We start from the raw sequence: 25,649 nt of genomic DNA, 5'->3' as shown, positions 1-25,649 counted from the left end.
GGACGGCGTGGAAGCGGTAGCCGGCGCGTTTAACGGCGTGGTAGTTGGCGAAGTAGTAGAGTGCGGACAGCACCCGAACGCCGACAAGCTGCGCGTCACCAAAATCAACGTAGGCGGCGATCGTCTGCTGGACATCGTTTGCGGCGCGCCGAACTGCCGCCAGGGCCTGAAAGTAGCCGTGGCGACCGTTGGCGCCGTACTGCCGGGCGATTTTAAAATCAAGGCGGCCAAGCTGCGCGGCGAGCCTTCTGAAGGCATGCTTTGCTCTTACTCGGAGCTGGGCATTAGCGACGATCATAACGGCATCATCGAACTGCCGCTGGACGCTGCCGTTGGCACCGATATTCGTGAATACCTGAAGCTGGACGATAGCACCATCGAAATCAGCGTCACGCCAAACCGCGCCGATTGCCTGGGCATTATTGGCATTGCACGTGACGTAGCGGTACTGAACAAGCTGGCGTTGAATGAACCCGCTATTGAGCCGGTTGCCGCCACTATTCAGGATACTTTCCCTATTCGTGTAGATGCAGTGGACGCTTGCCCACGTTATCTGGGGCGCGTAATTAAAGGCGTTAACGTCAAGGCCGCTACGCCGCTGTGGATGAAAGAAAAACTGCGCCGCTGCGGCATCCGCTCTATCGATCCGGTTGTAGATATCACCAACTACGTGTTGCTTGAGCTGGGTCAGCCGATGCACGCTTTCGATCTCGATCGTATAGATGGTGGCATCGTGGTGCGTATGGCGGAAGAGGGCGAAACCCTGACGCTGCTGGACGGCACCGAAGCTAAATTAAACGCGGATACGCTGGTGATTGCCGATCACCATAAAGCGCTGGCGATGGGCGGCATCTTCGGCGGCGAGCATTCCGGCGTTAACGAAGAAACCACCAGCGTGCTGTTCGAGTGCGCTTTCTTTAGCCCGCTTTCCATTACCGGCCGCGCGCGCCGTCATGGCCTGCACACGGATGCTTCCCATCGCTACGAGCGCGGTGTTGATTCGCAACTGCAGTACAAGGCCATTGAGCGTGCGACTCGCCTGCTGCTGGACATCTGCGGCGGCGAAGCTGGCCCGGTTATCGACCAGACTAATGAAGCGACTCTGCCTGTTCGCGCCACTATCACGCTGCGCCGCGAAAAGCTGGATCGTCTGATCGGCCACGTCATTGCCGACAGCGAAGTCAGCGACATCCTGCGTCGTCTGGGCTGTGAAGTAACGGAAGGCCAGGGCGTCTGGCAAGCTGTAGCACCGAGCTGGCGTTTCGATATGCAGATTGAAGAAGATCTGGTCGAAGAAGTCGCGCGTGTTTACGGTTACAACAATATCCCGGACGTGCCGGTTCAGGCTGGCCTGGTGATGACATCGCACCGCGAAGCGAACTTATCGCTGAAGCGCGTTAAAGCAATGCTGGTGGATAAAGGCTACCAGGAAGCAATCACCTATAGCTTTGTCGATCCTAAAGTTCAGGCGCTGCTGCATCCGGGTGAAGAAAACCTGGTGCTGCCAAGCCCGATCTCAGTTGAGATGTCGGCAATGCGTCTGTCGCTCTGGACGGGCCTGCTCTCGGCGGTGGTTTATAATCAGAATCGCCAGCAGAGCCGCGTGCGCCTGTTTGAAAGCGGCCTGCGCTTTGTGCCTGATACACAGGCAAACCTGGGTATCCGGCAGGACGTTATGCTGGCGGGCGTTATCAGCGGTGCGCGTTACGAAGAGCACTGGGATCTGGCGCGTCAGGCAGTTGACTTCTATGATTTAAAAGGTGATTTGGAATCCGTCCTCGATCTGACCGGCAAACTGGAGGAAATCCAGTTCCGCGCAGAAGCGCATCCGGCGCTGCATCCTGGACAGAGCGCTGGCATTTATTTGCATGAACAGCGCATCGGTTATCTGGGCGTGGTTCATCCGGAACTTGAGCGGAAACTGGATCTTAACGGACGTACGGTGGTCTTTGAACTGGAGTGGGATAAGGTATCAGACCGCGTCCTGCCTGAGGCGAGCGAGATTTCACGTTTCCCGGCAAACCGCCGTGATATCGCCGTGCTGGTAGCCGAAAACGTCCCCGCAGCAGATATTATCGCCGAATGTAAGAAAGTTGGCGTAAATCAGGTAGTTGGCGTAAACTTGTTTGATGTGTACCGCGGTAAGGGTGTTAATGAAGGTTTTAAGAGCCTTGCTATCAGCCTGATTTTGCAAGATACCGGCCGGACACTCGAAGAAGAGGAGATCGCTGCAACCGTCGCCAAATGTGTTGCGGCGTTAAAAGAGCGATTCCAGGCAACCTTGAGGGATTGAACCTATGGCGCTTACAAAAGCTGAGATGTCTGAATACCTGTTTGAAAAGCTGGGGCTTAGCAAACGGGATGCCAAAGAGCTGGTAGAGCTGTTTTTCGAAGAGGTACGGCGCGCTTTGGAAAACGGCGAGCAGGTGAAACTGTCAGGATTTGGCAACTTCGACCTTCGCGACAAAAATCAACGTCCGGGACGTAACCCCAAGACCGGCGAGGATATCCCTATTACGGCGCGTCGCGTAGTGACTTTCCGGCCCGGGCAGAAGCTCAAAAGCCGGGTTGAGAACGCCACGCCGAAGGAAGACTGACCAGTGCTCTACAAAAGGCCGCTTACGCGGCCTTTTTTATCGCTAAAAATGGCGTAAGCCGCAAGCAAGGTTTGGAACTATGACTCTGCTTTCTCACCAGAGAGCGCTGGCCTTTCGTCATCAGCGCCGCTGGCTATGGGCGCTCGCTGCGTTTTGCGCGCTAATCTTTCTGCTTAGTCTCTGTGCGGGGGATCGCTGGATCTGGCCGCAAACCTGGAACAACAGCGCAAATCAGCTATTTGTCTGGCAGCTACGGCTACCGCGCTCGCTGGCAGTGTTGCTGGTCGGCGCGGCGCTGGCCGTTACCGGCGCGGTGATGCAGGCGCTGTTTGAGAATCCGCTGGCGGAGCCAGGTTTGCTTGGCGTGGCGAACGGCGCGGGCGTAGGCCTGGTATTGAGCATCTTTGCTGGCATTAGCGGACTCTGGCCGCTCAGCTTCTTTGCTATCGCTGGCGCGCTGCTGATTACCTTTATCCTGCTGCATTTTTCTCGCCGCTCACTCTCCAGCAGCCGCCTGTTGCTGGCAGGCGTAGCCTTAGGCATTATCTGTAGTGCTGTCATGACCTGGGCGGTCTATTTCAGTTCAAGCCTGGATTTGCGCCAGCTGATGTACTGGATGATGGGCGGCTTCAGCGCCGTGGACTGGCGCCACAGCGGGCTGATGCTGGCGCTGCTGCCGGTGCTTATCTGGCTCTGCTGCCAGTGGCGCGTGCTGAATCTGCTGGCGCTTGGCGAGGTCTCGGCGCGCCAGCTGGGTTTGCCGCTGCTGCTGTGGCGAAATTTGCTGGTGCTGGCAACCGGCTGGCTGACCGGCGTTAGCGTAGCGCTGGCCGGGGCCATCGGCTTTGTCGGCCTGGTGATACCGCATATTTTGCGCCTGAACAACCTTAACGATCATCGTATGCTGTTGCCTGCCTGCGCGCTGGCAGGCGGCGGGGTGCTGCTGGCCGCCGATATTCTTGCCCGTATTGCCATCGCCTCGGCGGAATTGCCGATTGGCGTTGTTACGGCCACGCTGGGCGCGCCGGTTTTTATCTGGCTGCTTTTACGTAAACGGGCCTGATCGCAGGCCCGGTTCCTCTCAACTGAAACAGGAAAAACCGATGAGTATTTACGATACGGAACTGGTCACGCTGGATGGCGAACCGACCACGCTGGCTAACTGGCAGGGCAAGGTGCTGCTGGTGGTCAATGTCGCTTCAAAATGTGGCCTGACGCCGCAGTATGAGCAGTTGGAGAATATTCATAAGGCCTGGCAGGATCGCGGCTTCGCCGTATTGGGCTTTCCCTGCAACGCCTTTTTGGGTCAGGAGCCGGGCAGTGCCGAAGAGATCAAAACCTTTTGCAGCACTACCTATGGCGTCACTTTTCCCATGTTCAGTAAAATCGAGGTCAACGGCCCGGAGCGGCATCCGCTTTATCAACAGCTGATCGCGGCAAGGCCGGAGGCCGTCGCGCCGGAGAACAGCGGCTTCCTGGAAAAGATGAGCAGTAAAGGCCGCGCGCCAAAAGAGCCAGGCGATATACTGTGGAACTTCGAAAAATTCCTGATTGGCCGTGACGGCACCGTAGTACAGCGCTTTTCGCCAGATATGACGCCGGAAGATCCGATCGTAATGGAGAGCATTAAAGCGGCGCTGGCAAAATAGATGCTGCTGGAGTGTGAAGACGTTGCCGTAGCGCAGCGCCTTGCGCCTTTTTCTGCCAGCGTCGGTAAGGGCGAGCTGATCCATCTGCTTGGCCCAAACGGCGCAGGCAAAAGCTCGCTGCTGGCGGCGCTGGCCGGTTTGCTGGAGGCTCAAGGGCAGATCGTTTTCGCCGGCAGGCCTTTAGCAGACTGGAGAGGCTATGCGCTGGCACGCCATCGTGCTTATCTGGCTCAGCAGCAGCTTGCTGTGGCCAGTATGCCGGTCTGGCACTATCTGCAAATGCATCAGCCGGTGGGCGGAGAAAGCAGTGAGCAAATTTTGCTGACGTTATGCGAGGATTTCCAGCTGGCGGATAAGCTGGCCCGTTCGCTTAGCCACCTCTCTGGCGGAGAATGGCAACGGGTAAGGCTGGTAGCGGTGCTGTGGCAAATTGCGCAGCCTGATGGGCGTTTGCTGCTGCTGGATGAGCCGCTGACCGGACTGGATCTGGCGCAGCAGGCCGCTTTTGACCGATGTCTGAACGCCAAAATCGCAGCAGGCCTGACGGTGATCATGAGCGGTCACGATATCAACCACTCGCTGCATCACGCTCAGCAAGTCTGGCTGTTGAAGGAAGGCGTATTGCTGAAACGGGGCGCCGCCGCAGAGGTTTTACAGCCGGAAATCCTGACGAAGGTTTATCAGGTTCCCTTCAGAAAAATCGAGACCGAAGGGCGCTCGCTTTTGACTACTTTGTTTTGAGAGCTTTAAGCAGTAATAATAAATAAAGGGATTCTGTCATGCGCTACCTGCTTTTTTTACTGGCAATCCTGCTGGCGGGCTGTAGCAGCCATGCGCCGCCGCCAAACAGTCGACTTGCCGATTCCATTATGGTTATCGCCCAGCTCAACGACCAACTGGGCCAGTGGCGCGGCACACCCTATCGCTACGGCGGCCTGGGACGCAAGGGCATTGATTGTTCCGGCTTTGTTTATCTGACTTTTCGCGACAGGTTTAATCTGCAGCTGCCACGCACCACTAAGGCGCAAACGGAAACGGGCACGCGCATCGGCAAAAAAGATCTGTTGCCGGGTGACCTGCTATTTTTTAAAACAGGAGCAGGTGAAAACGGATTACATGTCGGTATTTACGCTACGGATGACCAGTTTATCCATGCTTCCACCAGCCAGGGCGTAATCCGCTCTTCGCTGAATAACCAGTACTGGCGAAAAGTTTTCTGGCAGGCGAGACGCATTTAATCTTATCAGGCGGCTAACTAATTAAGAAAATGCTTATTTATCCTTTGGTTACAATATGCGACTCTAATTAAAATCGGCAGGGTGCTAATGCCTTGCCGGTAAACAACAGGTTTCTCTTGTCGGGTTTTGTAAAAAGAGCTTAAAGAAAGGCGTAATGGGGATTTCCCGGCACGAAAATGTGATTTAATAGTAAAGCACCTTTCTTGTAAAATATGTGATAGGTTAGTCTGACCCGTTTCGGCTCCGCTGCCGCGACCTTATTTAAGCGCTGTACGGATAACGACTTCATCACGGCTGAATAAAAATGAATATCCATCTGGAAGCGGATTATAAAAGTTACACAGCATTTAACCCGATCTACCGTTTCGGCGGACAGCTTATTGCCGTCGAACTGCTTACGCACTTCTCGCACAGTACGGCTAATGTCGCTATTCCTCAGGAGCTTTTGCTGCCGCAGCTAAATAAAGACCAGCGTATTATTTTATTACAGGATCAAATCAACAGTATTGAAAAGCACGCTGATTTTTTCAGCCAGCAAAGGGTCAAGGTTACGCTAAAAATAGATGAGCTGCTGGCAAAGACTATTCTTGATAGCGAATTTTTGAGCCGTAAACTGGACGCGCTGGCGTGGCTGGAGCTGGAAATCAGTGAGACCTTCGCCGATTTAAAACTGGGCAAAGATCATCCCGGACTGATGGCGCTTAGCGAAAGGTTTGATTTAAGCCTGGCAAATTACGGTGCGGGGAAAGCGCCTTCCAAAGCGGTATACGACAATCTCTTTTCCCGTATCAAACTGGATAAAGGCTTTATCCAGCATAATATCAATCGCCTCTCTTTTCAGCCATTTATCAGCACGCTGCTGGAGCATATCAAGCCTCATTGCCAGCAAGTTATTGTGCAGGGCATAGACGATGTTTCCGGGCTGGAAAAAATCAGCCGCTACCAGTTTGACGGTATTCAAAGCGCGCTGTTTTCGCCGGTAACGGAAGAGTCGCTCTCTTCGCTGATAGTGCCGCCAAAAGAGCTAAGCGGCGAAGCGCTGTAATATCCCTTTACTCTCTCCGTGTTTGCCGCTCCGCAGGCGGTTTACACTTAAAGCTGATAGCGCAATAGCATCGGCATACAGTAAGGGGAGCGCATGCATTTTACTAACAGCTGGCACGATGAGCTGGCGGGATTTTATACCGCCCTACAACCCACGCCGCTGAAAAACCCACGTTTACTCTATTACAGCGCGCCGCTCGCTCAGGAGCTGGGACTCGACGAAAGCTTGTTTGCAGCGGATAAGGTTTCGGTCTGGAGCGGCGAGCAGCTGCTGCCAGGCATGCAGCCGCTGGCGCAGGTTTACAGCGGGCACCAATTCGGGGTCTGGGCGGGGCAGCTGGGCGATGGTCGCGGCATTTTGCTGGGCGAACAGCAGCTGGCAGACGGCCGCAAAATGGACTGGCACTTGAAAGGCGCCGGGCTGACGCCTTATTCCAGAATGGGCGACGGGCGTGCCGTGCTGCGTTCGTCGCTGCGTGAATTTCTCGCTTCTGAAGCCATGCATCATCTTGGCATTCCAACCTCTCGCGCCTTAACGGTCGTAACCAGCGATGAACCCGTACAGCGAGAAACAACTGAGCGAGGCGCAATGCTGCTGCGCGTTGCGGAAAGCCACGCCCGTTTCGGCCACTTTGAACACTTCTTTTATGCTCAGCAGCCGGAAAAGGTGCGGGAACTGGCGGATTATCTGATCCGCCACCACTGGCCGCATTTGCAGCATGAGCAGGATCGCTATCTGCTGTGGTTCAGTGACGTAGTAAAACGTACGGCCAGACTGATAGCACACTGGCAGAGCGTCGGCTTTGCGCACGGCGTGATGAACACGGATAACATGTCGGTGCTGGGTATAACGCTGGACTATGGCCCCTATGGTTTCCTGGATGATTACAAGCCCGATTTTATCTGTAATCATTCGGATTATCAGGGGCGCTACAGCTTTGATAACCAGCCGGTAGTAGGGCTGTGGAACCTGAACAGGCTGGCGCATGCGCTTTCGGATCTGCTGGAAACAGCCCAGCTCAAGCAGGCACTGGCGGAATATGAGCCGGAGCTGATGCGTAGCTGGGGAAGCCAGATGCGGGCTAAGCTGGGGCTGATGACGCAGGATAAAGACGATAACGATATTTTGACCGGGCTGTTGTCGCTGATGACGAAAGAGGGCAGCGACTATACGCGGACTTTCCGCATGCTGTGTGATACCGAGCAGCAGCAGTCGCGTTCGCCGCTGCGGGATGAATTTATCGATCGCGAAGCTTTCGACAGCTGGTACAACATTTATCGTCAGCGCTTGTTGAAGGAGGAGCGCGATGACGCAGTGCGGCAACAGCAGATGAAGCAGGTAAACCCCGCCATAGTATTAAGAAATTATCTGGCGCAGCAGGCGATTGAGCAGGCGGAAAAAGAGGACATTAGCGTGCTGGCGAGGCTGCATCAGGCGCTTATCAGGCCGTTTGACGATGCGCCAGAGTTTGCGGATTTAACGCGCCGCCCGCCGGACTGGGGCAAAAAGCTGGAAGTCAGCTGTTCGAGTTAAGAAAGCTACTCTAAAGTGCGATAAGAACGGCGTCGCGAATTTAATCGTGACGCCGCTGATTTGCTTCTGAATTACAACCGGGTTTTAACTGCCTCTGCCAACAGCGCCAGCACTTCCTCGCTGTCGTCCCAGCCCAGGCAAGGATCGGTAATCGACTGGCCGTAAACCAGCGGCGTACCGACTTCTACTTTTTGCGTGCCTTCTTTTAAGAAACTTTCGATCATCACGCCTGCAATCGCCTGCGACCCTTCGCGGATCTGCTGCGCCACGGAAGCAGCAACCTCTTTTTGCAGGCGATGCTGCTTAAGGCAGTTGCCGTGGCTGAAATCGATAACCAGACGCGCCGGCAGTTTATGCTCGCGCAAACTGGCAGCGGCAGCGGCGACATCCTCTGCATGGTAGTTAGGCTGCTTGCCGCCACGCATAATAATATGGCCGGAAGGATTGCCGCTGGTCTGGTAAATCGTCATCTGGCCATGCTTATCTGGCGACAGAAACATATGGCTGGCGCGGGCGGCACGTATCGCATCCACGGCGATTTGAATATTGCCGTCGGTGCCATTTTTAAAACCGACCGGACAGGAGAGCGCCGAGGCCATTTCGCGATGGATCTGGCTTTCCGTAGTACGGGCCCCGATGGCTCCCCAGCTAATTAAATCCGCTAAAAACTGGCCGACCACCATATCCAGAAACTCGGTAGCGGTGGGCATGCCCAGCCGGTTAATTTCCAGCAGCAGCTCGCGCGCGACCGCCAGGCCATGATTGACGCGGAAGCTGCCATCAAGATCGGGATCGGAAATCAGGCCTTTCCAGCCTACTACGGTGCGCGGCTTCTCGAAGTAAGCGCGCATTACTATCTCCAGGCTGGAAGCATGCTGCTGGCGCAGCACGTTAAGTTTTGCCGCGTATTCTAAAGCGGCCTCGGGATCGTGAAGCGAGCAGGGGCCTGTTACCACCAGTAACCGACGATCCTCGCCGGTAAGAATTTTGGCGATTCGCTGCCGGGAAGCGGTAACGCTGGCGGCAATGTCGGGCGTGATCGGGAAACGCTGCGCCAGTTCGTCAGGCGTAATCAGGCTCTCGATGCGCGCGGTCCGCAGTTCATCTGTTTTGTTCATAACCATCCAAAAAATTTGTTCTTCGCAGCGGTGGGAATACCGGGAAGTGATGGCGATCACAATAAACCGCCGCTGACGGAAATTTCAACCTGAAACGCCCGTCAGGGAGGGATAAATATTGCTGTTTTACGAGCGGGATCAAAAACGGCCGCTTTGTCAGTACATCCGGCGGGTCAGGCCCATGATATCCAGGATTTTGGTAGCGATCTCCTCAACGGAATAGTTGGTACTGTTGAGATAGCGAATTTGGTGAGTGCGAAACAGGGCTTCTACTTCGCCCACCTCCAGCCGACATTGCCTCATAGAGGCGTAGCGAGTATTTTCCGCCCGCTCCTGACGGATAGCGGCCAGCCGCTCAGGATCGATAGTTAAGCCGAAAAGTTTATGCTGAAAAGGGCGTAGCGCGGGCGGCAGCTTAAGATTATCCATATCATCAGCGATAAAAGGGTAGTTAGCGGCCCGAATACCAAACTGCATGGCCAGGTAGAGGCTGGTCGGCGTCTTGCCGCAGCGCGACACGCCCAGCAAAATAACCTGGGCGTCTTCCAGCCCGCGTAGCGAAATACCGTCGTCGTGCGCCAGGGTATAGTCGATGGCAGCGATGCGAGCGTCATACTTGCCTAAATTACTCGCCGTCAGGCCATGTGTGCGGTTAGCGACCGGCGCAGGTGCTATCCCCAATTCCTGCTGTAGCGGCGCAACCAGCGACTGGACAATATCCTGACAGAACCCCTCGCTTTGCAAAATAATGTCGCGAATTTCTGGCGTGACGATGGAGATAAAAACCAGCGGCCGTAGCCCGCTCTTTTGCCAGATAGCATCGATCTGGGCTTTTACGGCCTGCGCGCGCTGAACATTTTCCACAAAAGGCAGGGTTACGCTGTTTATGCCGACAGGAAACTGGGAAAGAACCGCATGGCCCAGCACCTCGGCAGTGATGGCGGTGCCGTCGGAAATATAAAATACGCTGCGCTCATTATTGTCCATTTTCGCTCCTGATTAGCACGTTTTAGCAGATGAATTTAAATTACAGGGATAGCATAAATAGCGCCAGTGGGCTTTGATAGAACATAAAAACCGCCAGGAAATATTATGGAATTTTTATTTTAGTAAAAGGCGATTTTTTGTATTAATGAAATAACGTTTCTGATTATTATGGTTAAAAACAGGCATTAATCAGAAAAGCATGCGTAAATGGCATTAATCAGGCGAATTATTTCCCCTGATGAGTAAAAATTATTTATCATTATGTATTTAAAGGTTTTTTTAATTTATTTATCCTGGTGAAAAAAGCATTCCTTTCGCGGAATTTTCTTAAAATAGCCGTTTAAATTAGCTTGAACGATTCAACTGTTTCTTTCCTGAAGCGGAATGTGCCAGGCTCAAAAATGCACGACTCTGTTCCCGTTAAATCATTTACAAAAGGATTGCTGCAATGTCCAATCAAGGCGCACTGCCGCTTGTGCTCTGGTATAACCAGCTCGGCATGAACGATGTTGATCGGGTGGGAGGCAAAAATGCTTCTCTGGGTGAAATGATCACTAATTTGTCATCGCTTGGCGTTTCCGTGCCTAACGGTTTCGCTACTACAGCCGATGCATTCAATCAGTTCCTCGATCAAAGCGGCGTCAGTCAGCGAATCTATACGCTGTTGGACAAGACCGATATTGATGACGTGGACGAGCTGGCGAAGGCGGGTAAACAGATCCGTGAGTGGATTGTAGAAACGCCTTTCCAGCCGGAGCTGGAGCAGGCGATCCGCGAAGCCTACCAGCAGCTATCCGCTGACGACGCCGAGGCCTCTTTTGCCGTGCGCTCGTCGGCTACGGCCGAAGATATGCCGGATGCCTCATTCGCCGGCCAGCAGGAAACTTTCCTCAACGTGCAGGGTTTCGATGCCGTGCTGGTGGCGGTTAAGCATGTTTACGCCTCGCTGTTTAACGACAGGGCAATCTCCTACCGCGTGCATCAGGGTTACGATCACCGCGGCGTGGCGCTATCAGCAGGCGTACAGCGCATGGTGCGTTCAGATGTCGGTTCCGCAGGCGTGATGTTCACCATTGATACCGAATCTGGCTTCGATCAGGTGGTCTTTATCACCGCCGCTTTCGGCCTGGGCGAAATGGTGGTACAGGGCGCGGTCAACCCGGACGAATTTTATGTCCACAAGCCGACGCTGGCCGCAGGCCGTCCCGCTATTGTGCGCCGCACCATGGGGTCGAAAAAAATCCGCATGGTCTACGCCGACTCGCAGGAACATGGGGAACAGGTCAGAATAGAGGACGTGCCGGAAGCAGAACGTGACCGCTTCTGTCTGAGCAGCGAAGAAGTTGAGTCGCTGGCGCTTCAGGCCGTACAGATCGAAAAACATTACCAGCGCCCAATGGATATTGAATGGGCGAAGGATGGTCATACCGGCAAACTGTTTATTGTGCAGGCGCGCCCGGAAACTGTTCGTTCCAACGGCCAGGTAATGGAGCGCTATACGCTGCAAGGCAAGGGCAAAGTAGTGGCGGAAGGCCGCGCTATTGGCCACCGTATCGGCGCGGGCGAAGTCAAAGTTATTCATGACATCAGCGAAATGAACCGCATTGCCAAAGGCGACGTGCTGGTAACGGATATGACCGATCCCGACTGGGAACCGATCATGAAGAAAGCTTCCGCGATAGTTACTAACCGCGGCGGGCGTACCTGTCATGCGGCGATTATTGCGCGCGAGCTGGGCATTCCGGCCGTGGTAGGCTGTGGCGACGCTACCGACAGGCTGAAAGACGGCCACAAGGTCACCGTTTCCTGTGCGGAAGGCGATACCGGATATGTTTATGACGATCTGCTTGATTTCGAAGTAAAGAGCTCGCAGGTGGATGAAATGCCCGCGCTGCCGCTGAAAATCATGATGAACGTCGGTAACCCCGATCGCGCGTTCGACTTCGCCTGCCTGCCTAACGAGGGCGTAGGGCTGGCGCGGCTGGAGTTTATTATCAACCGGATGATTGGCGTGCACCCTAAAGCGCTGCTTGAATTCGACCGCCAGACGCCAGAGCTACAGCAGCAGATCCGCAATTTAATGAAAGGGTTCGACGATCCGGTTGAGTTCTATGTGGCACGCCTGACGGAAGGCATTGCCACGCTGGGCGCCGCTTTCTCACCAAAGCGCGTGATAGTGCGCCTGTCCGATTTTAAAACCAATGAGTATGCCAACCTGGTTGGCGGTGAAAACTACGAGCCGGAAGAAGAAAACCCGATGCTGGGTTTTCGTGGCGCGGGCCGTTACGTGGCCGATAGCTTCCGTGACTGCTTTGCGCTGGAGTGCGCAGCCGTTAAGCGTGTACGCAACGAGATGGGGCTGACCAACGTCGAGATTATGGTGCCGTTCGTTCGCACCGTGGCGCAGGCAAAAGCGGTAGTGGAAGAGCTGGAGCGTCAGGGGCTGAAGCGCGGTGAAAACGGGCTTAAGCTCATTATGATGTGCGAAATTCCTTCCAATGCGCTGCTGGCAGATGAGTTCCTGCAGTACTTCGATGGTTTCTCAATCGGCTCAAATGATATGACGCAGCTGACGCTGGGGCTGGACAGGGATTCCGGCGTGGTATCGGAACTCTTTGACGAGCGCAACGAGGCGGTAAAAGCGCTGCTGTCGATGGCTATCCGCTCGGCGAAAAAGGCCGGGAAATATGTCGGTATCTGCGGCCAGGGGCCTTCGGATCATGAAGATTTTGCCGCCTGGCTAATGGAAGAAGGGATCGACAGCCTGTCGCTCAATCCGGATACGGTTGTGCAAACCTGGCTAAGCCTGGCTAAAAACTAGCAATTCATTACCTGTTTGACTAAAAAGGCCGACTTGTTCGGCCTTTTTGCTGGGCTATGCATAAAAAAAAGCCCATCACATGGGATGGGCAAAGACTACACACAGCAATTCTTTACGGTATTCTGGGGAAAAGGTTGTTTATAAATCAGCGTGTTGCTGCTAAACATATCCGTTATACTATTCTTACCGCGGTAGTGAGTCATTAAGAATCCTCTTATTAGTTTAAAGAAGATAATATTTAATCGGCGAAAATGCAGGCGCAGGGAGTAATAGGTGTATTTATCTTAATCATTTGTCCTTAAGGCAGATGACGGCAGCGCAAATCATCAAAACAATGATAAAGATCGCTAAACGAAGACCGCTCAGCAGAAATGGCTGGTTTTAACAGACAGAGGCGGTCAGCCGGGCCGACCGCCGAAAAGTTATTGTTTTACTGAATTTTCCTGTTCTATTTCAGCAAGTTCCTCAACGACCTCTTCCGGGTCATCCAGCGGGGCAGGCTCTTCATGCATCCAGACTGAGACCAGTCGATAGGAGACCGCCAGCACGACAGGGCCAATAAACAGGCCAATCATGCCAAAGGCCACCAGCCCACCGATAACGCCGGAAAGGATCAAAATCATCGGCAGATCGGCGCCCATCCTGATCAGCATTGGCCGCAGCACGTTATCCAGCGTGCCCACTACGCAGCTCCAGATCAGCAACACCGTGCCCCAGGTCGTATCGCCGCTCCAGTAAAGCCAGATAATGGCTGGCACCAGCACCACCAGCGGCCCCAGCTGCACCAGGCAGGAGAGGATCATCACTACCGTCAGCACGGTTGCGTAGGGAATGCCGGAAATGGCCAGGCCTATTCCACCCAGCACGCCTTGTACCAGCGCGGTAACTACTACGCCGAGCGCAACGGCGCGGATGGCCTGACCGGCAAGCAGTACCGCGGCATCGCCGCGACGATGGGCAAGGCGGTAAGCGAAGTGGCGGATGCCGTTGCCGACCTGCTCGCCGCGCCAGTAGAGCAGCACGCTGAACAGCAGCATCAGACCGAGGTGCAGCATAAAGCGGCCAAAGTGACCAGCCTGGGCAAACAGGAACACGCTGGTGCGCCCGATATAAGGCTGCACGCTGGTCATCATGGCCGCGCCGCCGCCGGCGACCAGATGACGGTAGGCGGAATAAAGTTTTTTCCCGACCAGCGGAATATCGTGCAGCCACAGCATTTGCGGCAGCATCAGATGACCGGAAGTCGCCCAGGCGATCACTGGCCCGCTGTTCTCAATCAGGCTGTTGACCAACAGCGCTACCGGAATAACAAACAGCAACACCAGTAGCAGCGTCATAGCTACTACCGCCAGCGAGCGCCTTCCCCATAGCCAGCCCTGGATTTTCAGCATCAGCGGCCAGGTAGCGATCACCACCATGCTCGCCCAGGCGAACCCCAGCACAAAAGGCTGCACCACCCACAGGCAGGCGACGATCAGCAACGAAATAAACAGGATAGAGAAAATGACCTGCAGCATATCCCATCCGTTTTGCGTGTTCTTCATGTATGACCATTAACCTCAAGTAATTAAGCCGCCAGAAAATACCGGTAGCGCAATATGGATCCTGACGTATTAAACGCATTTTCTGCGGAAACGGCACGTTATTCTTTTCGCTGCGGTTTTGAAATGGCGACAGCCCATAAAAAAATGTGATAAAACCATGACAAAGAGCAAACGCTTCACCGCAAACACAACCTGGTTACAAGATAATGATCCCACAGATTTCTCAGGCGCCGGGCCTCGTTCAACTGGTGCTGAATTTTTTGCAGGCGTTAGAGCAGCAGGGTTTTACCGGCGACACCGCCACCAGCTACGCCGATCGTCTTACCATGTCCACCGATAACAGCATCTATCAGCTGCTGCCCGATGCGGTACTTTTCCCCCGTTCAACCGCCGATGTCGCGCTGATTGCGCGTCTGGCTGGCGAGGAGCGTTACCAAAGCCTGGTGTTTACGCCGCGTGGCGGCGGCACTGGTACTAACGGGCAGTCGCTGAACCAGGGGATTGTGGTGGACATGTCCCGCCATATGAATCGCATCCTGGAAATTAATGTAGAGCAGGGCTGGGTAAAGGTTGAGGCTGGCGTTATCAAAGATCAGCTTAATGCCGCCCTGAAGCCGCTGGGCTATTTTTTCTCGCCTGAACTCTCTACCAGCAACCGCGCCACGCTGGGTGGGATGATCAATACGGATGCCTCAGGCCAGGGATCGCTGGTTTACGGCAAAACTTCCGATCACGTTTTAGGGTTGCGCGCCGTGCTGACAGGTGGAGATATGCTGGATACGCGCGCCATTCCGGTCGGCGTAGCGGAGACACTGGCGGCGGAGAAAACCCGCGAAGGTGAAATTTATCGCACGGTGCTGGAGCGCTGCCGCGATCGCCGTGAGCTGATTATTGAAAAGTTTCCAAAGCTTAACCGCTTTCTGACCGGCTACGATCTGCGTCACGTAATCAGCGATGATTTGCAACAGGTGGATTTGACCCGGCTGCTGTGCGGCGCGGAAGGCACGCTCGCCTTTATCACCGAAGCGCGGCTGAATATCACGCCGATTCCTGAAGTGCGCCGTCTGGTCAACATTAAATATGACTCCTTCGATTCAGCTTTGCGCAGCGCGCCTTTTATGGTGGAAGCGCAGGCGCTGTCGGTAGAGACAGTAGATTCGAAAGTACTGAACCTGGCGCGGGAAGATATTGTCTGGCATTCGGTCAGCGAACTGATTACCGATGTGCCCAACAAAGATATGCAAGGGCTGAATATCGTTGAGTTTGCCGGAGACGACAAAGCGCTGATCGACAGCCAGGTCGCCTCGCTCTGCGCGCGGCTGGATAGCCTGATGGCTTCCCATGAAGCTGGCGTCATCGGCTACCAGCTATGCGACGATATCGGCGGCATCGAACGTATTTATGCCATGCGTAAAAAAGCCGTTGGGCTGCTCGGCAACGCCAAAGGGCGCGCTAAACCTATCCCGTTTGTTGAGGATACCTGCGTGCCGCCGCAGCATCTTGCAGATTATATCGTCGAATTCCGCCAGCTGCTGGATAGCCATAACCTGAGCTACGGCATGTTCGGCCACGTTGATGCGGGCGTACTGCACGTGCGACCAGCGTTGGATATGTGCGATCCGCAGCAGGAGATGCTGATGAAGCAGATTTCCGACGAGGTGGTGGCGCTCACTGCGCGCTATGGTGGCTTGCTGTGGGGAGAGCACGGTAAAGGCTTCCGGGCCGAATATAGCCCGGCCTTTTTTGGTGAAGAGCTGTTTAACGATTTGCGCCGCATCAAGGCTGCTTTCGATCCGGCCAACCGGCTTAACCCGGGCAAAATCTGCGCGCCCTGGGGCGTGGAAGAGCCGATGAAGAAAGTGGATGCGGTCAAACGCGGCACCTTCGATCGTCAAATTCCGGTTAATGTACGCAGCGACTGGCGCGGCGCGATGGAATGCAATGGCAACGGGCTTTGCTTTAACTTTGACGCACGCAGCCCGATGTGCCCTTCAATGAAAATTACCGGCAACCGTATCCATTCGCCAAAAGGGCGCGCTACGCTGACCCGCGAATGGCTGCGCCTGCTGGCAGAGCAGGGTGTGGATCCGCTGGCGCTGGAAAGAAGCCTGCCGCAGAAAAAAATCAGCCTGCGCGGCATGATCGAACGCACCCGCAACAGCTGGCACGCTAAGCGCGGCGAATATGATTTTTCGCACGAGGTCAAAGAAGCAATGTCGGGTTGTCTGGCCTGCAAAGCTTGCTCAACGCAGTGCCCGATTAAAATCGATGTGCCCGGCTTCCGTTCCCGTTTTCTGCAGCTTTACCATACCCGCTATCTGCGCCCGGCCAGCGATCATCTGGTGGCCAGCGTAGAGAGCTATGCGCCGCTGATGGCAAAAGCGCCAAAGTTCTTTAACTTCTTTTTGCAACAGCCGCTGGTGCGGGAACTGAGTAGAAAGCATATCGGCATGGTAGATCTGCCGCTGCTCTCTTCGCCCAACCTGAAACAGCAGCTGGCAGGTCAACGCGCCGCAACCACCACGCTGGAAGAGCTGGAGGCGATGAACGATGAGCAGCGCGCTCGCCATGTGCTGATAGTGCAAGATCCCTTTACCAGCTATTACGAAGCCGGACTGGTCAGCGATTTTGTAAGGCTAGTGGAAAAGCTGGGCTGGCAGCCGGTGGTGCTGCCTTTCTCGCCAAACGGCAAGGCGCAGCATATCAAAGGTTTTTTACAGCGCTTTGCCAGAACCGCGCGGAAAACGGCGGATTTCCTGAACCGGGTAGCGAAACTCCAGCTGCCGATGGTTGGCGTCGATCCCGCGCTGGTGCTCTGCTACCGCGATGAATACAAAGAGATACTGGGCGAACAGCGCGGCAGCTTCCATGTACAGCTGGTACATGAGTGGCTACAGCAGGCGCTACCGCAGCAGCAGCCCGTACCGCAAACCGGCGAGGCCTGGTATCTGTTCGGCCACTGTACCGAAGTTACCGCGCTGCCCGCCTCCAGCCAGCAGTGGGCAGGCATTTTCGCCCGCTTCGGGGCAAAGCTGGAAAACGTCAGCGTCGGCTGCTGCGGCATGGCAGGCACCTACGGACATGAAAGCAAAAATCTGGCTAATTCGCTGGGCATCTATGAGCTTTCGTGGCATCAGGCGCTGCAAAAGCTGCCGCGCCAGCGCTGCCTGGCAACCGGCTACTCCTGCCGCAGCCAGGTGAAGCGTATTGAAGGCAACGGCATGCGCCATCCGCTCCAGGCGCTGCTGGAACTGCTTTAGCAAAGACTATTCTGCGCCGCCAGGGTATAATGACCTTTGGCGGCGGCAGGCTACAGGCTACATTATCCAGGAAGCCTGGCGGACAAACTCATTCTGGAGCGCGCTGGCTTTATCCCACTCGCCGTTCAGGGCAAGCTGATGGCACAGACGGGTAAGCGAATGCCGGGCCAGCTGCCAGGCTTGCATACGGAACAGGCGCTCGCGTGACGTATTGCCCAGTTCCAGCAGCAGACGCTGGTGCAGCTTGCCCAGCGCGTGCAGATAGCTTTGATCGTCGCCGTTAAGCTCGCAAAGCTCCGCCATATCCAGGCAGGTATCGTTGAACTTGCGCAGTTGTTCAAGGGTACAGTCAGGCCGGTTAAGTTTGGCCTGAGCCATATAATAATCGACGGTGATATCCCGGATGGAAAACTTGTATTCGTCAATTTTATGTTGCAGCCAGGCACTCATCGACAGATTCATTCTGGGACCTATTCGCGCTAATGATAATCATTATCATATTATAACTGACGCATTATTCAACGTCGGCGCAAAGTATTTTTATCGATTTATGCTGCCTCTCAGATAAATTGGTAATAACAATCCGCGTCAGCGCCGGAAGCGTTAAAATAAGCATTATTCCTGCTTAGCGCAGCGCGGCTGATATTTACTGGCTGCTTTTCAATGTGTTACCATTTCGTTAAATCACGGCGCAATGCACGTCGCAAACCTTTTCGCAGGGTCTAAACTAGATAAAGAGCCCGAAAAAAAGCCGGTTGGCCTTAATCCCTGCAAAACAAGAGGTTGAAGAGACAATCATTATCACTAACATAGGGGTATCAGCCCGCAGGGCTACCGACTCGCGAGGTAATGTTATGCCATCAGCAACAACCGCTTCTTTTTCTCCTGACGACTTCGTCTGGAAAGGACTGACGCTTACCGACAGCGCCGCACAGCAGATCATTGCGCTCTCCGCCAGCGACCCGCACGTTAAGGGGTTGCGGCTGGGCGTTAAGACCTCCGGCTGCGCCGGATTCGGCTATACCATGGATCTGATTAAAGAGCCTGCGTCAGATGATTTAGTCTTTACCCATAACGGCGCGAATCTCTATGTGCCGCTGCAGGCTATGCCTTTTATCGACGGCACCGAAGTGGATTTCGTCCGTGAAGGCCTGAACCAGATTTTCAAATTTAATAATCCTAAAGCTCAACACGCCTGTGGCTGTGGTGAGAGCTTTGGCGTTGAGTAAATTTTATGTCCCGAAATACTGATACATCAGACGACGTGCAGGTCTGGGAAGGAAGCCGCCAGAAGTACAAGGAAGGTTTCTTTACCCAGCTGCAAACTGAAGAGTTCGCTCACGGCATCAGCGAAGATGTGGTGCGCGCGATCTCTGCCAAGCGCAACGAGCCGGAATGGATGCTTGATTTTCGCCTGAAAGCCTACGCGGCCTGGCTGGAGATGGAAGAGCCGCACTGGCTGAAAGCTAATTACAAGTCACTGAACTATCAGGATTACAGCTACTACTCGGCGCCATCCTGTGGCAGCTGCGACGACAGCTGCGCCTCGGAACCAGGCGCGCAGCAAAGCTCCGCCGCCGCCGCGCCGAACTATCTGACGGAAGAAGTAGAGAACGCCTTTAAACAGCTGGGCGTACCGGTGCGTGAAGGTCAGGAAGTGGCCGTAGATGCCATCTTCGACTCGGTTTCGGTCTCTACTACCTACCGTGGCAAGCTGGCGGAGCAGGGCATTATTTTCTGTTCCTTTGGCGAAGCGATCCACGATCATCCGGAGCTGGTAAAACAATATCTGGGAACCGTGGTGCCGGCTAACGATAACTTCTTCGCGGCGCTGAACTCGGCGGTGGCTTCAGACGGCACCTTCGTTTATATCCCGAAAGGGGTGCGCTGCCCGATGGAGCTGTCGACCTATTTCCGCATTAACGCGGCGAAAACTGGTCAGTTCGAGCGCACTATCCTGATTGCCGATGAAGGCAGCTACGTCAGCTATATCGAAGGCTGTTCCGCGCCGGTACGCGACAGCTACCAGCTGCACGCGGCAGTGGTAGAAGTCATCATCCATAAAGACGCGGAAGTGAAATATTCCACCGTGCAGAACTGGTTCGCCGGCGGCGAGGCTGAAGGCGGCATCCTGAACTTCGTGACCAAGCGCGCGCTGTGCGAAGGCGAAAACAGCAAGATGTCCTGGACGCAGTCGGAAACCGGCTCGGCGATCACCTGGAAATATCCAAGCGTTATCCTGCGCGGCGATAATTCCGTGGGTGAGTTCTTCTCTGTAGCGCTGACCAGTGGCCATCAGCAGGCCGATACCGGCACCAAGATGATCCACATCGGTAAAAATACCAAATCCACCATTATCTCCAAGGGGATTTCGGCGGGTAAAAGCCAGAACACCTACCGTGGCCTGGTGAAGATTATGCCGACGGCAACTAATGCCCGTAACTTCACGCAGTGCGACTCCATGCTAATCGGCGCAGAGTGCGGCGCGCATACTTTCCCGTATGTGGAAGCGCGTAATAACACTGCACAGCTGGAGCATGAGGCGACTACATCGCGTATCGGTGAAGATCAGCTGTTCTACTGCCTGCAGCGCGGTATTAGCGAAGACGATGCGATTTCCATGATCGTTAACGGCTTCTGTAAAGACGTTTTCTCCGAGCTGCCGCTGGAATTTGCGGTGGAAGCGCAAAAACTGCTGGCGATCAGCCTCGAACACAGCGTGGGCTGATCCCCGCTGCTTATTCATTTTGCGCAATGCCGCAAGGTATTGCCCAGGAAAGATTATGTTAAGCATTAAAGATTTACAGGTAAGTATCGAAGACAAAGAGATCCTGCGCGGGCTGAACCTTGAAGTGAAGCCGGGCGAAGTCCATGCGATCATGGGCCCGAACGGCTCCGGCAAAAGTACGCTTTCCGCTACGCTGGCAGGCCGCGAGGAGTATGAAATCACCGGCGGCTCTATTGAGTTTAAAGGCAAAGATCTGCTGGAGCTGTCACCGGAAGACCGCGCGGGCGAAGGCATCTTTATGGCTTTCCAGTACCCTGTTGAGATCCCCGGCGTCAGCAACCAGTTCTTCCTGCAAACTGCGGTTAACGCGGTGCGTAAATATCGCGAGCAGGAGTCACTGGATCGCTTCGACTTCCAGGACTTTATCGAAGATAAAATTCACTTGCTGAAAATGCCTGAAGATCTGCTGACCCGTTCGGTCAACGTCGGCTTCTCCGGCGGGGAGAAAAAGCGTAACGACATCCTGCAGATGGCGGCGCTGGAGCCGGAGCTGTGCATCCTGGATGAAACGGATTCGGGGCTGGATATCGATGCGCTGAAAATCGTTTCCAACGGCGTTAACACGCTGCGCGACGGCAAGCGTTCTTTTATTATCGTTACGCACTACCAGCGCATCCTGGACTACATCAAGCCTGACTTCGTGCATGTGCTCTATCAGGGGAAAATCGTGAAATCAGGCGACTTCTCGCTGGTGAAACAACTGGAGGAGCAAGGCTATGGCTGGCTTACCGAACAGGAGTAGTGAAAACGCCCTGCAGCAGTGGCATCACCTGTTCGAAACCCAGGGCGAGCAGCGTTCCATGCAGGCTCAGCAGCACTGGCAGCAGGTGCTGCGCTTAGGGCTGCCAACGCGCAAGCATGAGAACTGGAAATACACGCCGCTGGACGGCCTGCTGGCGCACCATTTCGTGCTGCCAAAGTCCGCCGAGCTGAGCGCTGCGGATGTTGCCGCGCTGGCGCTGGATATCGATGCGATCAAACTGGTCTTTATCGATGGCCGTTTCAATGCGCAGCTTAGTGACACCAGCTTCGATCTCTTTGATATTCAGATCACCAAAGCCGCAGGCCGCCGCGAGCTGAACGCGCCGATCCAGCCGGAAATCTTCCTGCACCTGACGGAAAGCCTGGCGGAAGAGGTCACCACTATTCATCTGCCGCGCGGTAAGTCGGCCGCCCGTGCCGTCTACCTGCTGCATATCAGCAGCGGCAGCGCGCAGGACGAGATGAATACCTCGCACTATCGTCACCATCTGCAGCTGGACGATGGCGCAGAGGCAACGGTTATCGAGCATTACGTCAGCCTGAACGAAAGCACGCATTTTACCGGCGCTCGCTTCACCGCGACCGTGGGCAGTAACGCGCAGCTAACGCACTACAAGCTGGCTTTTGAACATGCCAGCAGCAATCACTTCTCGCATAACGATCTGGTGATTGAGCGCGATGCACGCGTGCAGAGCCATAGCTTCCTGCTGGGCAGCGGCCTGAGCCGCCACAACACCAGCACGCAGCTTAACGGCGAAGGCACAGATCTCTCTATCAACAGCCTGATGCTGCCAATAGAGAAAGAAGTGTGCGACAGCCGGACCTACCTGGAGCACAACAAAGGCTATTGCCAGAGCCGCCAGCTGCATAAAACTATCGTGCGCGACAAAGCCCGCGCGGTGTTTAACGGCAAAATCGAAGTGGCGAAGCACGCGCTGAAAACCGACGGGCAGATGACCAACAACAACCTGCTGTTGGGCCGTCTGGCAGAAGTAGACACCAAGCCACAGCTGGAAATCTATGCGGATGACGTTAAGTGCAGCCACGGCGCGACCATTGGCCGTATTGACGACGAGCAGATGTTCTATCTGCGCGCTCGCGGCATCAGCGAAGAATCAGCCCAGCGCATGATTATCTACGCTTTCGCCGCCGAACTGACTGAAGCCATCACGGACGAGGTACTGAAGGAAGCGGTGATGCAGCGTATCGCGCAGCGCTTTCCCGGAGGCATTAAATGAGTTTTGACCTGACGCGCGTCAGGGCTGAATTTCCTGTTCTGGCGCGAGAAGTAAACGGCCAGCCGCTGGCCTACCTTGACAGCGCCGCCAGCGCGCAGAAACCGCAGGCGGTGATCGATGCGGAAAGCCGTTTCTATGAGCACGGCTATGCGGCGGTGCACCGGGGCATTCACACCCTGAGCGCGGAAGCGACGACGGAGATGGAAGAGGTACGCGCGCAGGCCGCGCGTTTCCTTAACGCCGCTTCGCCAGAGGAAATCGTCTTCGTTAAGGGCACTACCGAGGGCATTAACCTCGTAGCCAGCAGCTGGGGCGGCAGCGAGCTCCAGCCTGGCGACAACATCATCATCACCGGGATGGAGCATCACGCCAATATCGTGCCGTGGCAGATGGTGGCCGAGCGTACCGGCGCAGAGGTGCGCTTTATTCCCCTTACGGCGGAAGGCGAGCTGGATCTGTCGGTTCTGCCGCAGCTGATGGACAGCCGTACGCGGATGTTGGCGGTGACCCACGTTTCTAACGTGCTGGGTACCATTAACCCGGTCAAAGAGCTGGTGGCCCAGGCGAAAGCCGCAGGCGTCGCCACGCTAATCGACGGCGCGCAGGCGGTCATGCACGAGAAAGTCGACGTGCAGGCGTTGGACTGCGATTTCTATCTTTTCTCCGGCCACAAAATTTACGGCCCGTCCGGCATCGGTATCCTGTATGGCCGTAAAGCTATGCTGGACAAGATGCCGCCATGGGAAGGCGGTGGCTCGATGATAGCTACCGTCAGCCTGACCGAAGGCACTACCTATGCCGCTGCGCCATGGCGCTTTGAGGCTGGCTCGCCGAATACCGGCGGCATCATAGGCCTGGGCGCGGCGTTAAAATGGGTAGAGGCAATTGGCCTGGAAAATATTGCGCAGCGCGAGCAGGAGCTGATGCGCTATGCGATGGAAAAACTGGCAACCGTCCCGGATCTGACGATTTATGGCCCGCAGTCGCGCGCTGGCGTCATCGCCTTTAACCTGGGACAGCACCATGCCTATGATGTAGGCAGCTTCCTGGATCGCTACGGCATCGCCATTCGTACCGGCCATCACTGCGCTATGCCGTTGATGAACCACTACGGCGTACCGGCTATGTGTCGTGCTTCCTTTGTTTTGTATAATAGCGAGGAAGAGGTTGATCGCCTGGCGGCCGGCCTGACACGTATACACATGCTGCTGGGCGGTTAAGCCGCCCAGGCGAAGGAGAATGAATGGCAACCTTGCCCGATAAAGAGAAACTGGTACGCAACTTTTCCCGCTGCGCCAACTGGGAAGAGAAATACCTTTACGTCATTGAGCTGGGCGCTAAACTGCCTGCGCTGCCGGAATCGCTGCATCAGCCGGAGAATACTATTTCCGGCTGTCAAAGCCAGGTCTGGATTGTTATGGAGAGAGACGAGCAGGGTCGCGTGCTGCTGCAAGGCGACAGCGACGCCGCTATCGTCAAAGGGCTGATCGCCGTTGTTTTTGTGCTCTACCAGCAAATGACCCCGCAGGAGATCCTGGATTTCGACGTGCGTCCCTGGTTCGCCGAACTGGCGCTGACCCAGCATCTGACGCCATCGCGCTCGCAGGGGCTGGAAGCAATGATCCGCGCTATTCGCCAGAAAGCCCAGGCCACTCTCGGCTGAGTTGCTACACTTCTCGACAGGCTTCCCGTCAGCGAGACGGGAAGTATTTTCCTGAAGAGAAGCGATCATGAAAATTATACCGACCTTTTTATTCTTCTTTTTTTGCCTCGCAGCCCGCGCGGCAGACTATCCACTTCCCGCAGCAGACAGCCGCTTAATCGGCGAAAACCAAATTTATACCGTCCCGGATGATGGCCGTTCGCTGGAGCATATCGCCGCCCATTTTCAAACCGGCCTGCTGGGCATGCTTGAAGCGAATCCCGGCACCGATCCCTGGCTACCCAAAGCGGGTTCGCAGCTGGTAATCCCCACGCAAATGCTGCTGCCGGATACCAAAAGGGAAGGGATAGTGGTTAACGTGGCGGAGCTGCGCCTCTATTACTATCCCAAAGGCGAGAACAAAGTTGTAGTCTATCCGATCGGCATCGGCCAGCTTGGGGCAAACACGCCCGCTATGGTGACTCGCATCAGCCAGAAAATCCCTAACCCTACCTGGACGCCTACGCCGAATATTCGCAAGCGCTACGCCGCAGAAGGCAAAACGCTGCCGGTTACCGTCCCGGCAGGCCCCAACAACCCTATGGGCCTGTTTGCGCTGCGTCTGGCTTATGGCAAGGGCCATTATCTGATTCACGGCACCAACGCCGACTTTGGTATTGGTATGCGCGTCAGCTCTGGCTGCATTCGCCTGCGGCCTGATGACATCAGGAGCCTGTTTAATAGCGTGCCGGAAGGCACTCGCGTGCAGGTGATTAACGAGCCTGTGAAATACGCTATTGAACCGGATGGCAAACGCTACATTGAAGTTCATCAGCCGCTTTCCCACAGCGAAAAAGACGATCCGCAAACGCTGCCGATTACACTTAGCACGAAAGCGAAAAAATTTACCGGCAGCAAGCTTAGCGATAAACAAATCATTGCGGAGGCGATAGAGCGGCGTTCTGGTATGCCGGTATTAGTCAACAGCGGGGAAACATTGGCAACAGTGCCTGAAGGCGCGCCAGAAGCTCTCTGAGAGGTTTAAATGACTGGGATAGGGCAAAGGACTTAATTAAGACAGAAGGGCTGTACGGGCCTGCGGATTAAGAGCAAAAAAAATGGCGCACACTGTGCGCCATTTTTAAACCAGAACTCTTACTTACGGTAAGAGTGAGCCTGGTTGTCCAGACGCTGGTTAGCGCGTGCTGCGTCGTCTTTAGCAGCCTGAACGTCAGAACGGATTGCGTTCACGTCGTTGCTCAGCTGGTCAACTTTCGCGTTCAGAGTCTGAACGTCGGTAGACAGCTGGTCGATTTTAGCGTTGCTTGAGCAACCAGCCAGCAGTGTAGAACCCAGAATTACCGCGCCCAGTACCAGTTTAGTACGATTCATTATTTATACCCTCTAGATTGAGTTAATCTCCATGT

At 55.0% G+C, this 25,649-nt stretch carries 22 protein-coding genes; 17 read left to right on the top strand and 5 right to left on the bottom strand.

Annotated elements, in window-relative coordinates; genetic code table 11:
• The 8 genes from pheT to ACETPC_RS09135 form a co-directional block, all read left to right on the top strand.
• Positions 1 to 2,293, top strand: a 2,293-nt coding sequence (pheT, locus tag ACETPC_RS09170; RefSeq protein ID WP_380180607.1) for a phenylalanine--tRNA ligase subunit beta, incomplete at its 5' end; no start/stop codon positions are given.
• A 4-nt stretch (positions 2,294 to 2,297) separates the two neighbouring features.
• The gene (gene ihfA / locus ACETPC_RS09165) at positions 2,298 to 2,597 is read left to right on the top strand and encodes an integration host factor subunit alpha (RefSeq protein ID WP_004157378.1); all 300 of its coding nucleotides are present in this window, start codon (positions 2,298 to 2,300) and stop codon (positions 2,595 to 2,597) included.
• 79 nt (positions 2,598 to 2,676) lie between these two features.
• A complete protein-coding gene (btuC, locus tag ACETPC_RS09160) occupies positions 2,677 to 3,660 on the top strand; it encodes a vitamin B12 ABC transporter permease BtuC (protein ID WP_380180604.1) in 984 nt (327 codons plus the stop codon).
• A 40-nt stretch (positions 3,661 to 3,700) separates the two neighbouring features.
• Positions 3,701 to 4,246, top strand: a complete 546-nt coding sequence (locus ACETPC_RS09155; protein WP_380180602.1) for a glutathione peroxidase — start codon at positions 3,701 to 3,703, stop codon at positions 4,244 to 4,246.
• Positions 4,247 to 4,987 (top strand): vitamin B12 ABC transporter ATP-binding protein BtuD, encoded by a 741-nt coding sequence (gene btuD, locus ACETPC_RS09150; RefSeq protein ID WP_380180600.1) that lies wholly within the window; start codon positions 4,247 to 4,249, stop codon positions 4,985 to 4,987. It begins immediately after the preceding gene.
• A gap of 38 nt (positions 4,988 to 5,025) precedes the next feature.
• Positions 5,026 to 5,484: a C40 family peptidase gene (locus tag ACETPC_RS09145; protein WP_380180598.1), complete on the top strand. Its 459-nt coding sequence runs from the start codon at positions 5,026 to 5,028 to the stop codon at positions 5,482 to 5,484.
• 304 nt (positions 5,485 to 5,788) lie between these two features.
• On the top strand, positions 5,789 to 6,529 hold the full coding sequence (locus ACETPC_RS09140; protein ID WP_380180596.1) for an EAL domain-containing protein: 741 nt from the start codon (positions 5,789 to 5,791) through the stop codon (positions 6,527 to 6,529).
• A gap of 93 nt (positions 6,530 to 6,622) precedes the next feature.
• Positions 6,623 to 8,062, top strand: a complete 1,440-nt coding sequence (locus tag ACETPC_RS09135) for a protein adenylyltransferase SelO (RefSeq protein ID WP_380180594.1) — start codon at positions 6,623 to 6,625, stop codon at positions 8,060 to 8,062.
• Positions 8,063 to 8,133: 71 nt separating this feature from the next.
• On the opposite strand, the gene ACETPC_RS09130 is transcribed toward ACETPC_RS09135, so the two are convergent.
• Positions 8,134 to 9,180: a 3-deoxy-7-phosphoheptulonate synthase gene (locus ACETPC_RS09130; protein ID WP_380180592.1), complete on the bottom strand. Its 1,047-nt coding sequence runs from the start codon at positions 9,178 to 9,180 to the stop codon at positions 8,134 to 8,136.
• A 156-nt stretch (positions 9,181 to 9,336) separates the two neighbouring features.
• Positions 9,337 to 10,167, bottom strand: coding sequence for a pyruvate, water dikinase regulatory protein (locus ACETPC_RS09125; RefSeq protein ID WP_380180590.1), 831 nt, complete (start codon positions 10,165 to 10,167; stop codon positions 9,337 to 9,339).
• A 448-nt stretch (positions 10,168 to 10,615) separates the two neighbouring features.
• Here ACETPC_RS09125 and ppsA point away from each other — a divergent pair, with 448 nt between their 5' ends.
• Entirely contained in the window at positions 10,616 to 12,988 is a 2,373-nt protein-coding gene (ppsA, locus tag ACETPC_RS09120) for a phosphoenolpyruvate synthase (RefSeq protein ID WP_380180588.1), read from the top strand.
• A 422-nt stretch (positions 12,989 to 13,410) separates the two neighbouring features.
• Here the strand turns inward: ppsA and ydiK are convergent, their stop codons facing one another.
• The gene (gene ydiK / locus ACETPC_RS09115; RefSeq protein ID WP_380180586.1) at positions 13,411 to 14,532 is read right to left on the bottom strand and encodes an AI-2E family transporter YdiK; all 1,122 of its coding nucleotides are present in this window, start codon (positions 14,530 to 14,532) and stop codon (positions 13,411 to 13,413) included.
• A gap of 206 nt (positions 14,533 to 14,738) precedes the next feature.
• Between ydiK and ACETPC_RS09110 the strand changes: the two genes are divergently transcribed.
• On the top strand, positions 14,739 to 17,792 hold the full coding sequence (locus ACETPC_RS09110; protein ID WP_380180584.1) for an FAD-binding and (Fe-S)-binding domain-containing protein: 3,054 nt from the start codon (positions 14,739 to 14,741) through the stop codon (positions 17,790 to 17,792).
• A gap of 57 nt (positions 17,793 to 17,849) precedes the next feature.
• Here the strand turns inward: ACETPC_RS09110 and ACETPC_RS09105 are convergent, their stop codons facing one another.
• Complete coding sequence (locus ACETPC_RS09105; protein WP_380180582.1) at positions 17,850 to 18,254, bottom strand: hypothetical protein; 405 nt, start codon at positions 18,252 to 18,254, stop codon at positions 17,850 to 17,852.
• Between the two features lie 392 nt (positions 18,255 to 18,646).
• On the opposite strand from ACETPC_RS09105, the gene sufA reads away from it, so the two are divergent.
• The 7 genes from sufA (at position 18,647) to ACETPC_RS09070 (ending at position 25,258) form a co-directional block, all read left to right on the top strand.
• The gene (gene sufA, locus ACETPC_RS09100) at positions 18,647 to 19,021 is read left to right on the top strand and encodes a Fe-S cluster assembly scaffold SufA (RefSeq protein ID WP_380180580.1); all 375 of its coding nucleotides are present in this window, start codon (positions 18,647 to 18,649) and stop codon (positions 19,019 to 19,021) included.
• Between the two features lie 5 nt (positions 19,022 to 19,026).
• Positions 19,027 to 20,520, top strand: coding sequence for a Fe-S cluster assembly protein SufB (sufB, locus tag ACETPC_RS09095; protein WP_380180579.1), 1,494 nt, complete (start codon positions 19,027 to 19,029; stop codon positions 20,518 to 20,520).
• A 55-nt stretch (positions 20,521 to 20,575) separates the two neighbouring features.
• Entirely contained in the window at positions 20,576 to 21,322 is a 747-nt protein-coding gene (sufC, locus tag ACETPC_RS09090) for a Fe-S cluster assembly ATPase SufC (RefSeq protein ID WP_336140707.1), read from the top strand.
• Positions 21,297 to 22,580: a Fe-S cluster assembly protein SufD gene (gene sufD / locus ACETPC_RS09085; RefSeq protein ID WP_380180577.1), complete on the top strand. Its 1,284-nt coding sequence runs from the start codon at positions 21,297 to 21,299 to the stop codon at positions 22,578 to 22,580. The genes sufC and sufD overlap by 26 nt, the downstream gene beginning before the upstream one ends.
• Positions 22,577 to 23,800, top strand: a complete 1,224-nt coding sequence (gene sufS, locus ACETPC_RS09080) for a cysteine desulfurase SufS (protein WP_380180576.1) — start codon at positions 22,577 to 22,579, stop codon at positions 23,798 to 23,800. The genes sufD and sufS overlap by 4 nt, the downstream gene beginning before the upstream one ends.
• Positions 23,801 to 23,823: 23 nt before the next feature.
• Positions 23,824 to 24,243, top strand: coding sequence for a cysteine desulfuration protein SufE (gene sufE, locus ACETPC_RS09075; RefSeq protein WP_380180574.1), 420 nt, complete (start codon positions 23,824 to 23,826; stop codon positions 24,241 to 24,243).
• A gap of 67 nt (positions 24,244 to 24,310) precedes the next feature.
• Positions 24,311 to 25,258, top strand: coding sequence for a L,D-transpeptidase family protein (locus ACETPC_RS09070; protein WP_380180573.1), 948 nt, complete (start codon positions 24,311 to 24,313; stop codon positions 25,256 to 25,258).
• 119 nt (positions 25,259 to 25,377) lie between these two features.
• Here ACETPC_RS09070 and ACETPC_RS09065 read toward each other — a convergent pair whose 3' ends face one another.
• Positions 25,378 to 25,614, bottom strand: coding sequence for a major outer membrane lipoprotein (locus ACETPC_RS09065; RefSeq protein ID WP_016169824.1), 237 nt, complete (start codon positions 25,612 to 25,614; stop codon positions 25,378 to 25,380).
• Between the last annotated feature and the right edge of the window lie 35 nt (positions 25,615 to 25,649).

This window comes from Pantoea sp. sgz302252, assembly GCF_042610525.1.
In the GTDB taxonomy this organism is placed as follows: domain Bacteria; phylum Pseudomonadota; class Gammaproteobacteria; order Enterobacterales; family Enterobacteriaceae; genus Erwinia.
Note: the sequence above shows the minus strand (reverse complement) of the source record. Positions and strands in the feature narration are given on the sequence as shown.

Coding starts and splice junctions, on each gene's coding strand:
- ihfA (WP_004157378.1), top strand. CDS start 2,298: ATGGCGCTTACAAAAGCTGAGATGTCTGAATACCTGTTTGAAAAGCTG.
- btuC (WP_380180604.1), top strand. CDS start 2,677: ATGACTCTGCTTTCTCACCAGAGAGCGCTGGCCTTTCGTCATCAGCGC.
- ACETPC_RS09155 (WP_380180602.1), top strand. CDS start 3,701: ATGAGTATTTACGATACGGAACTGGTCACGCTGGATGGCGAACCGACC.
- btuD (WP_380180600.1), top strand. CDS start 4,247: ATGCTGCTGGAGTGTGAAGACGTTGCCGTAGCGCAGCGCCTTGCGCCT.
- ACETPC_RS09145 (WP_380180598.1), top strand. CDS start 5,026: ATGCGCTACCTGCTTTTTTTACTGGCAATCCTGCTGGCGGGCTGTAGC.
- ACETPC_RS09140 (WP_380180596.1), top strand. CDS start 5,789: ATGAATATCCATCTGGAAGCGGATTATAAAAGTTACACAGCATTTAAC.
- ACETPC_RS09135 (WP_380180594.1), top strand. CDS start 6,623: ATGCATTTTACTAACAGCTGGCACGATGAGCTGGCGGGATTTTATACC.
- ACETPC_RS09130 (WP_380180592.1), bottom strand. CDS start 9,180: ATGAACAAAACAGATGAACTGCGGACCGCGCGCATCGAGAGCCTGATT.
- ACETPC_RS09125 (WP_380180590.1), bottom strand. CDS start 10,167: ATGGACAATAATGAGCGCAGCGTATTTTATATTTCCGACGGCACCGCC.
- ppsA (WP_380180588.1), top strand. CDS start 10,616: ATGTCCAATCAAGGCGCACTGCCGCTTGTGCTCTGGTATAACCAGCTC.
- ydiK (WP_380180586.1), bottom strand. CDS start 14,532: ATGAAGAACACGCAAAACGGATGGGATATGCTGCAGGTCATTTTCTCT.
- ACETPC_RS09110 (WP_380180584.1), top strand. CDS start 14,739: ATGATCCCACAGATTTCTCAGGCGCCGGGCCTCGTTCAACTGGTGCTG.
- ACETPC_RS09105 (WP_380180582.1), bottom strand. CDS start 18,254: ATGAATCTGTCGATGAGTGCCTGGCTGCAACATAAAATTGACGAATAC.
- sufA (WP_380180580.1), top strand. CDS start 18,647: ATGCCATCAGCAACAACCGCTTCTTTTTCTCCTGACGACTTCGTCTGG.
- sufB (WP_380180579.1), top strand. CDS start 19,027: ATGTCCCGAAATACTGATACATCAGACGACGTGCAGGTCTGGGAAGGA.
- sufC (WP_336140707.1), top strand. CDS start 20,576: ATGTTAAGCATTAAAGATTTACAGGTAAGTATCGAAGACAAAGAGATC.
- sufD (WP_380180577.1), top strand. CDS start 21,297: ATGGCTGGCTTACCGAACAGGAGTAGTGAAAACGCCCTGCAGCAGTGG.
- sufS (WP_380180576.1), top strand. CDS start 22,577: ATGAGTTTTGACCTGACGCGCGTCAGGGCTGAATTTCCTGTTCTGGCG.
- sufE (WP_380180574.1), top strand. CDS start 23,824: ATGGCAACCTTGCCCGATAAAGAGAAACTGGTACGCAACTTTTCCCGC.
- ACETPC_RS09070 (WP_380180573.1), top strand. CDS start 24,311: ATGAAAATTATACCGACCTTTTTATTCTTCTTTTTTTGCCTCGCAGCC.
- ACETPC_RS09065 (WP_016169824.1), bottom strand. CDS start 25,614: ATGAATCGTACTAAACTGGTACTGGGCGCGGTAATTCTGGGTTCTACA.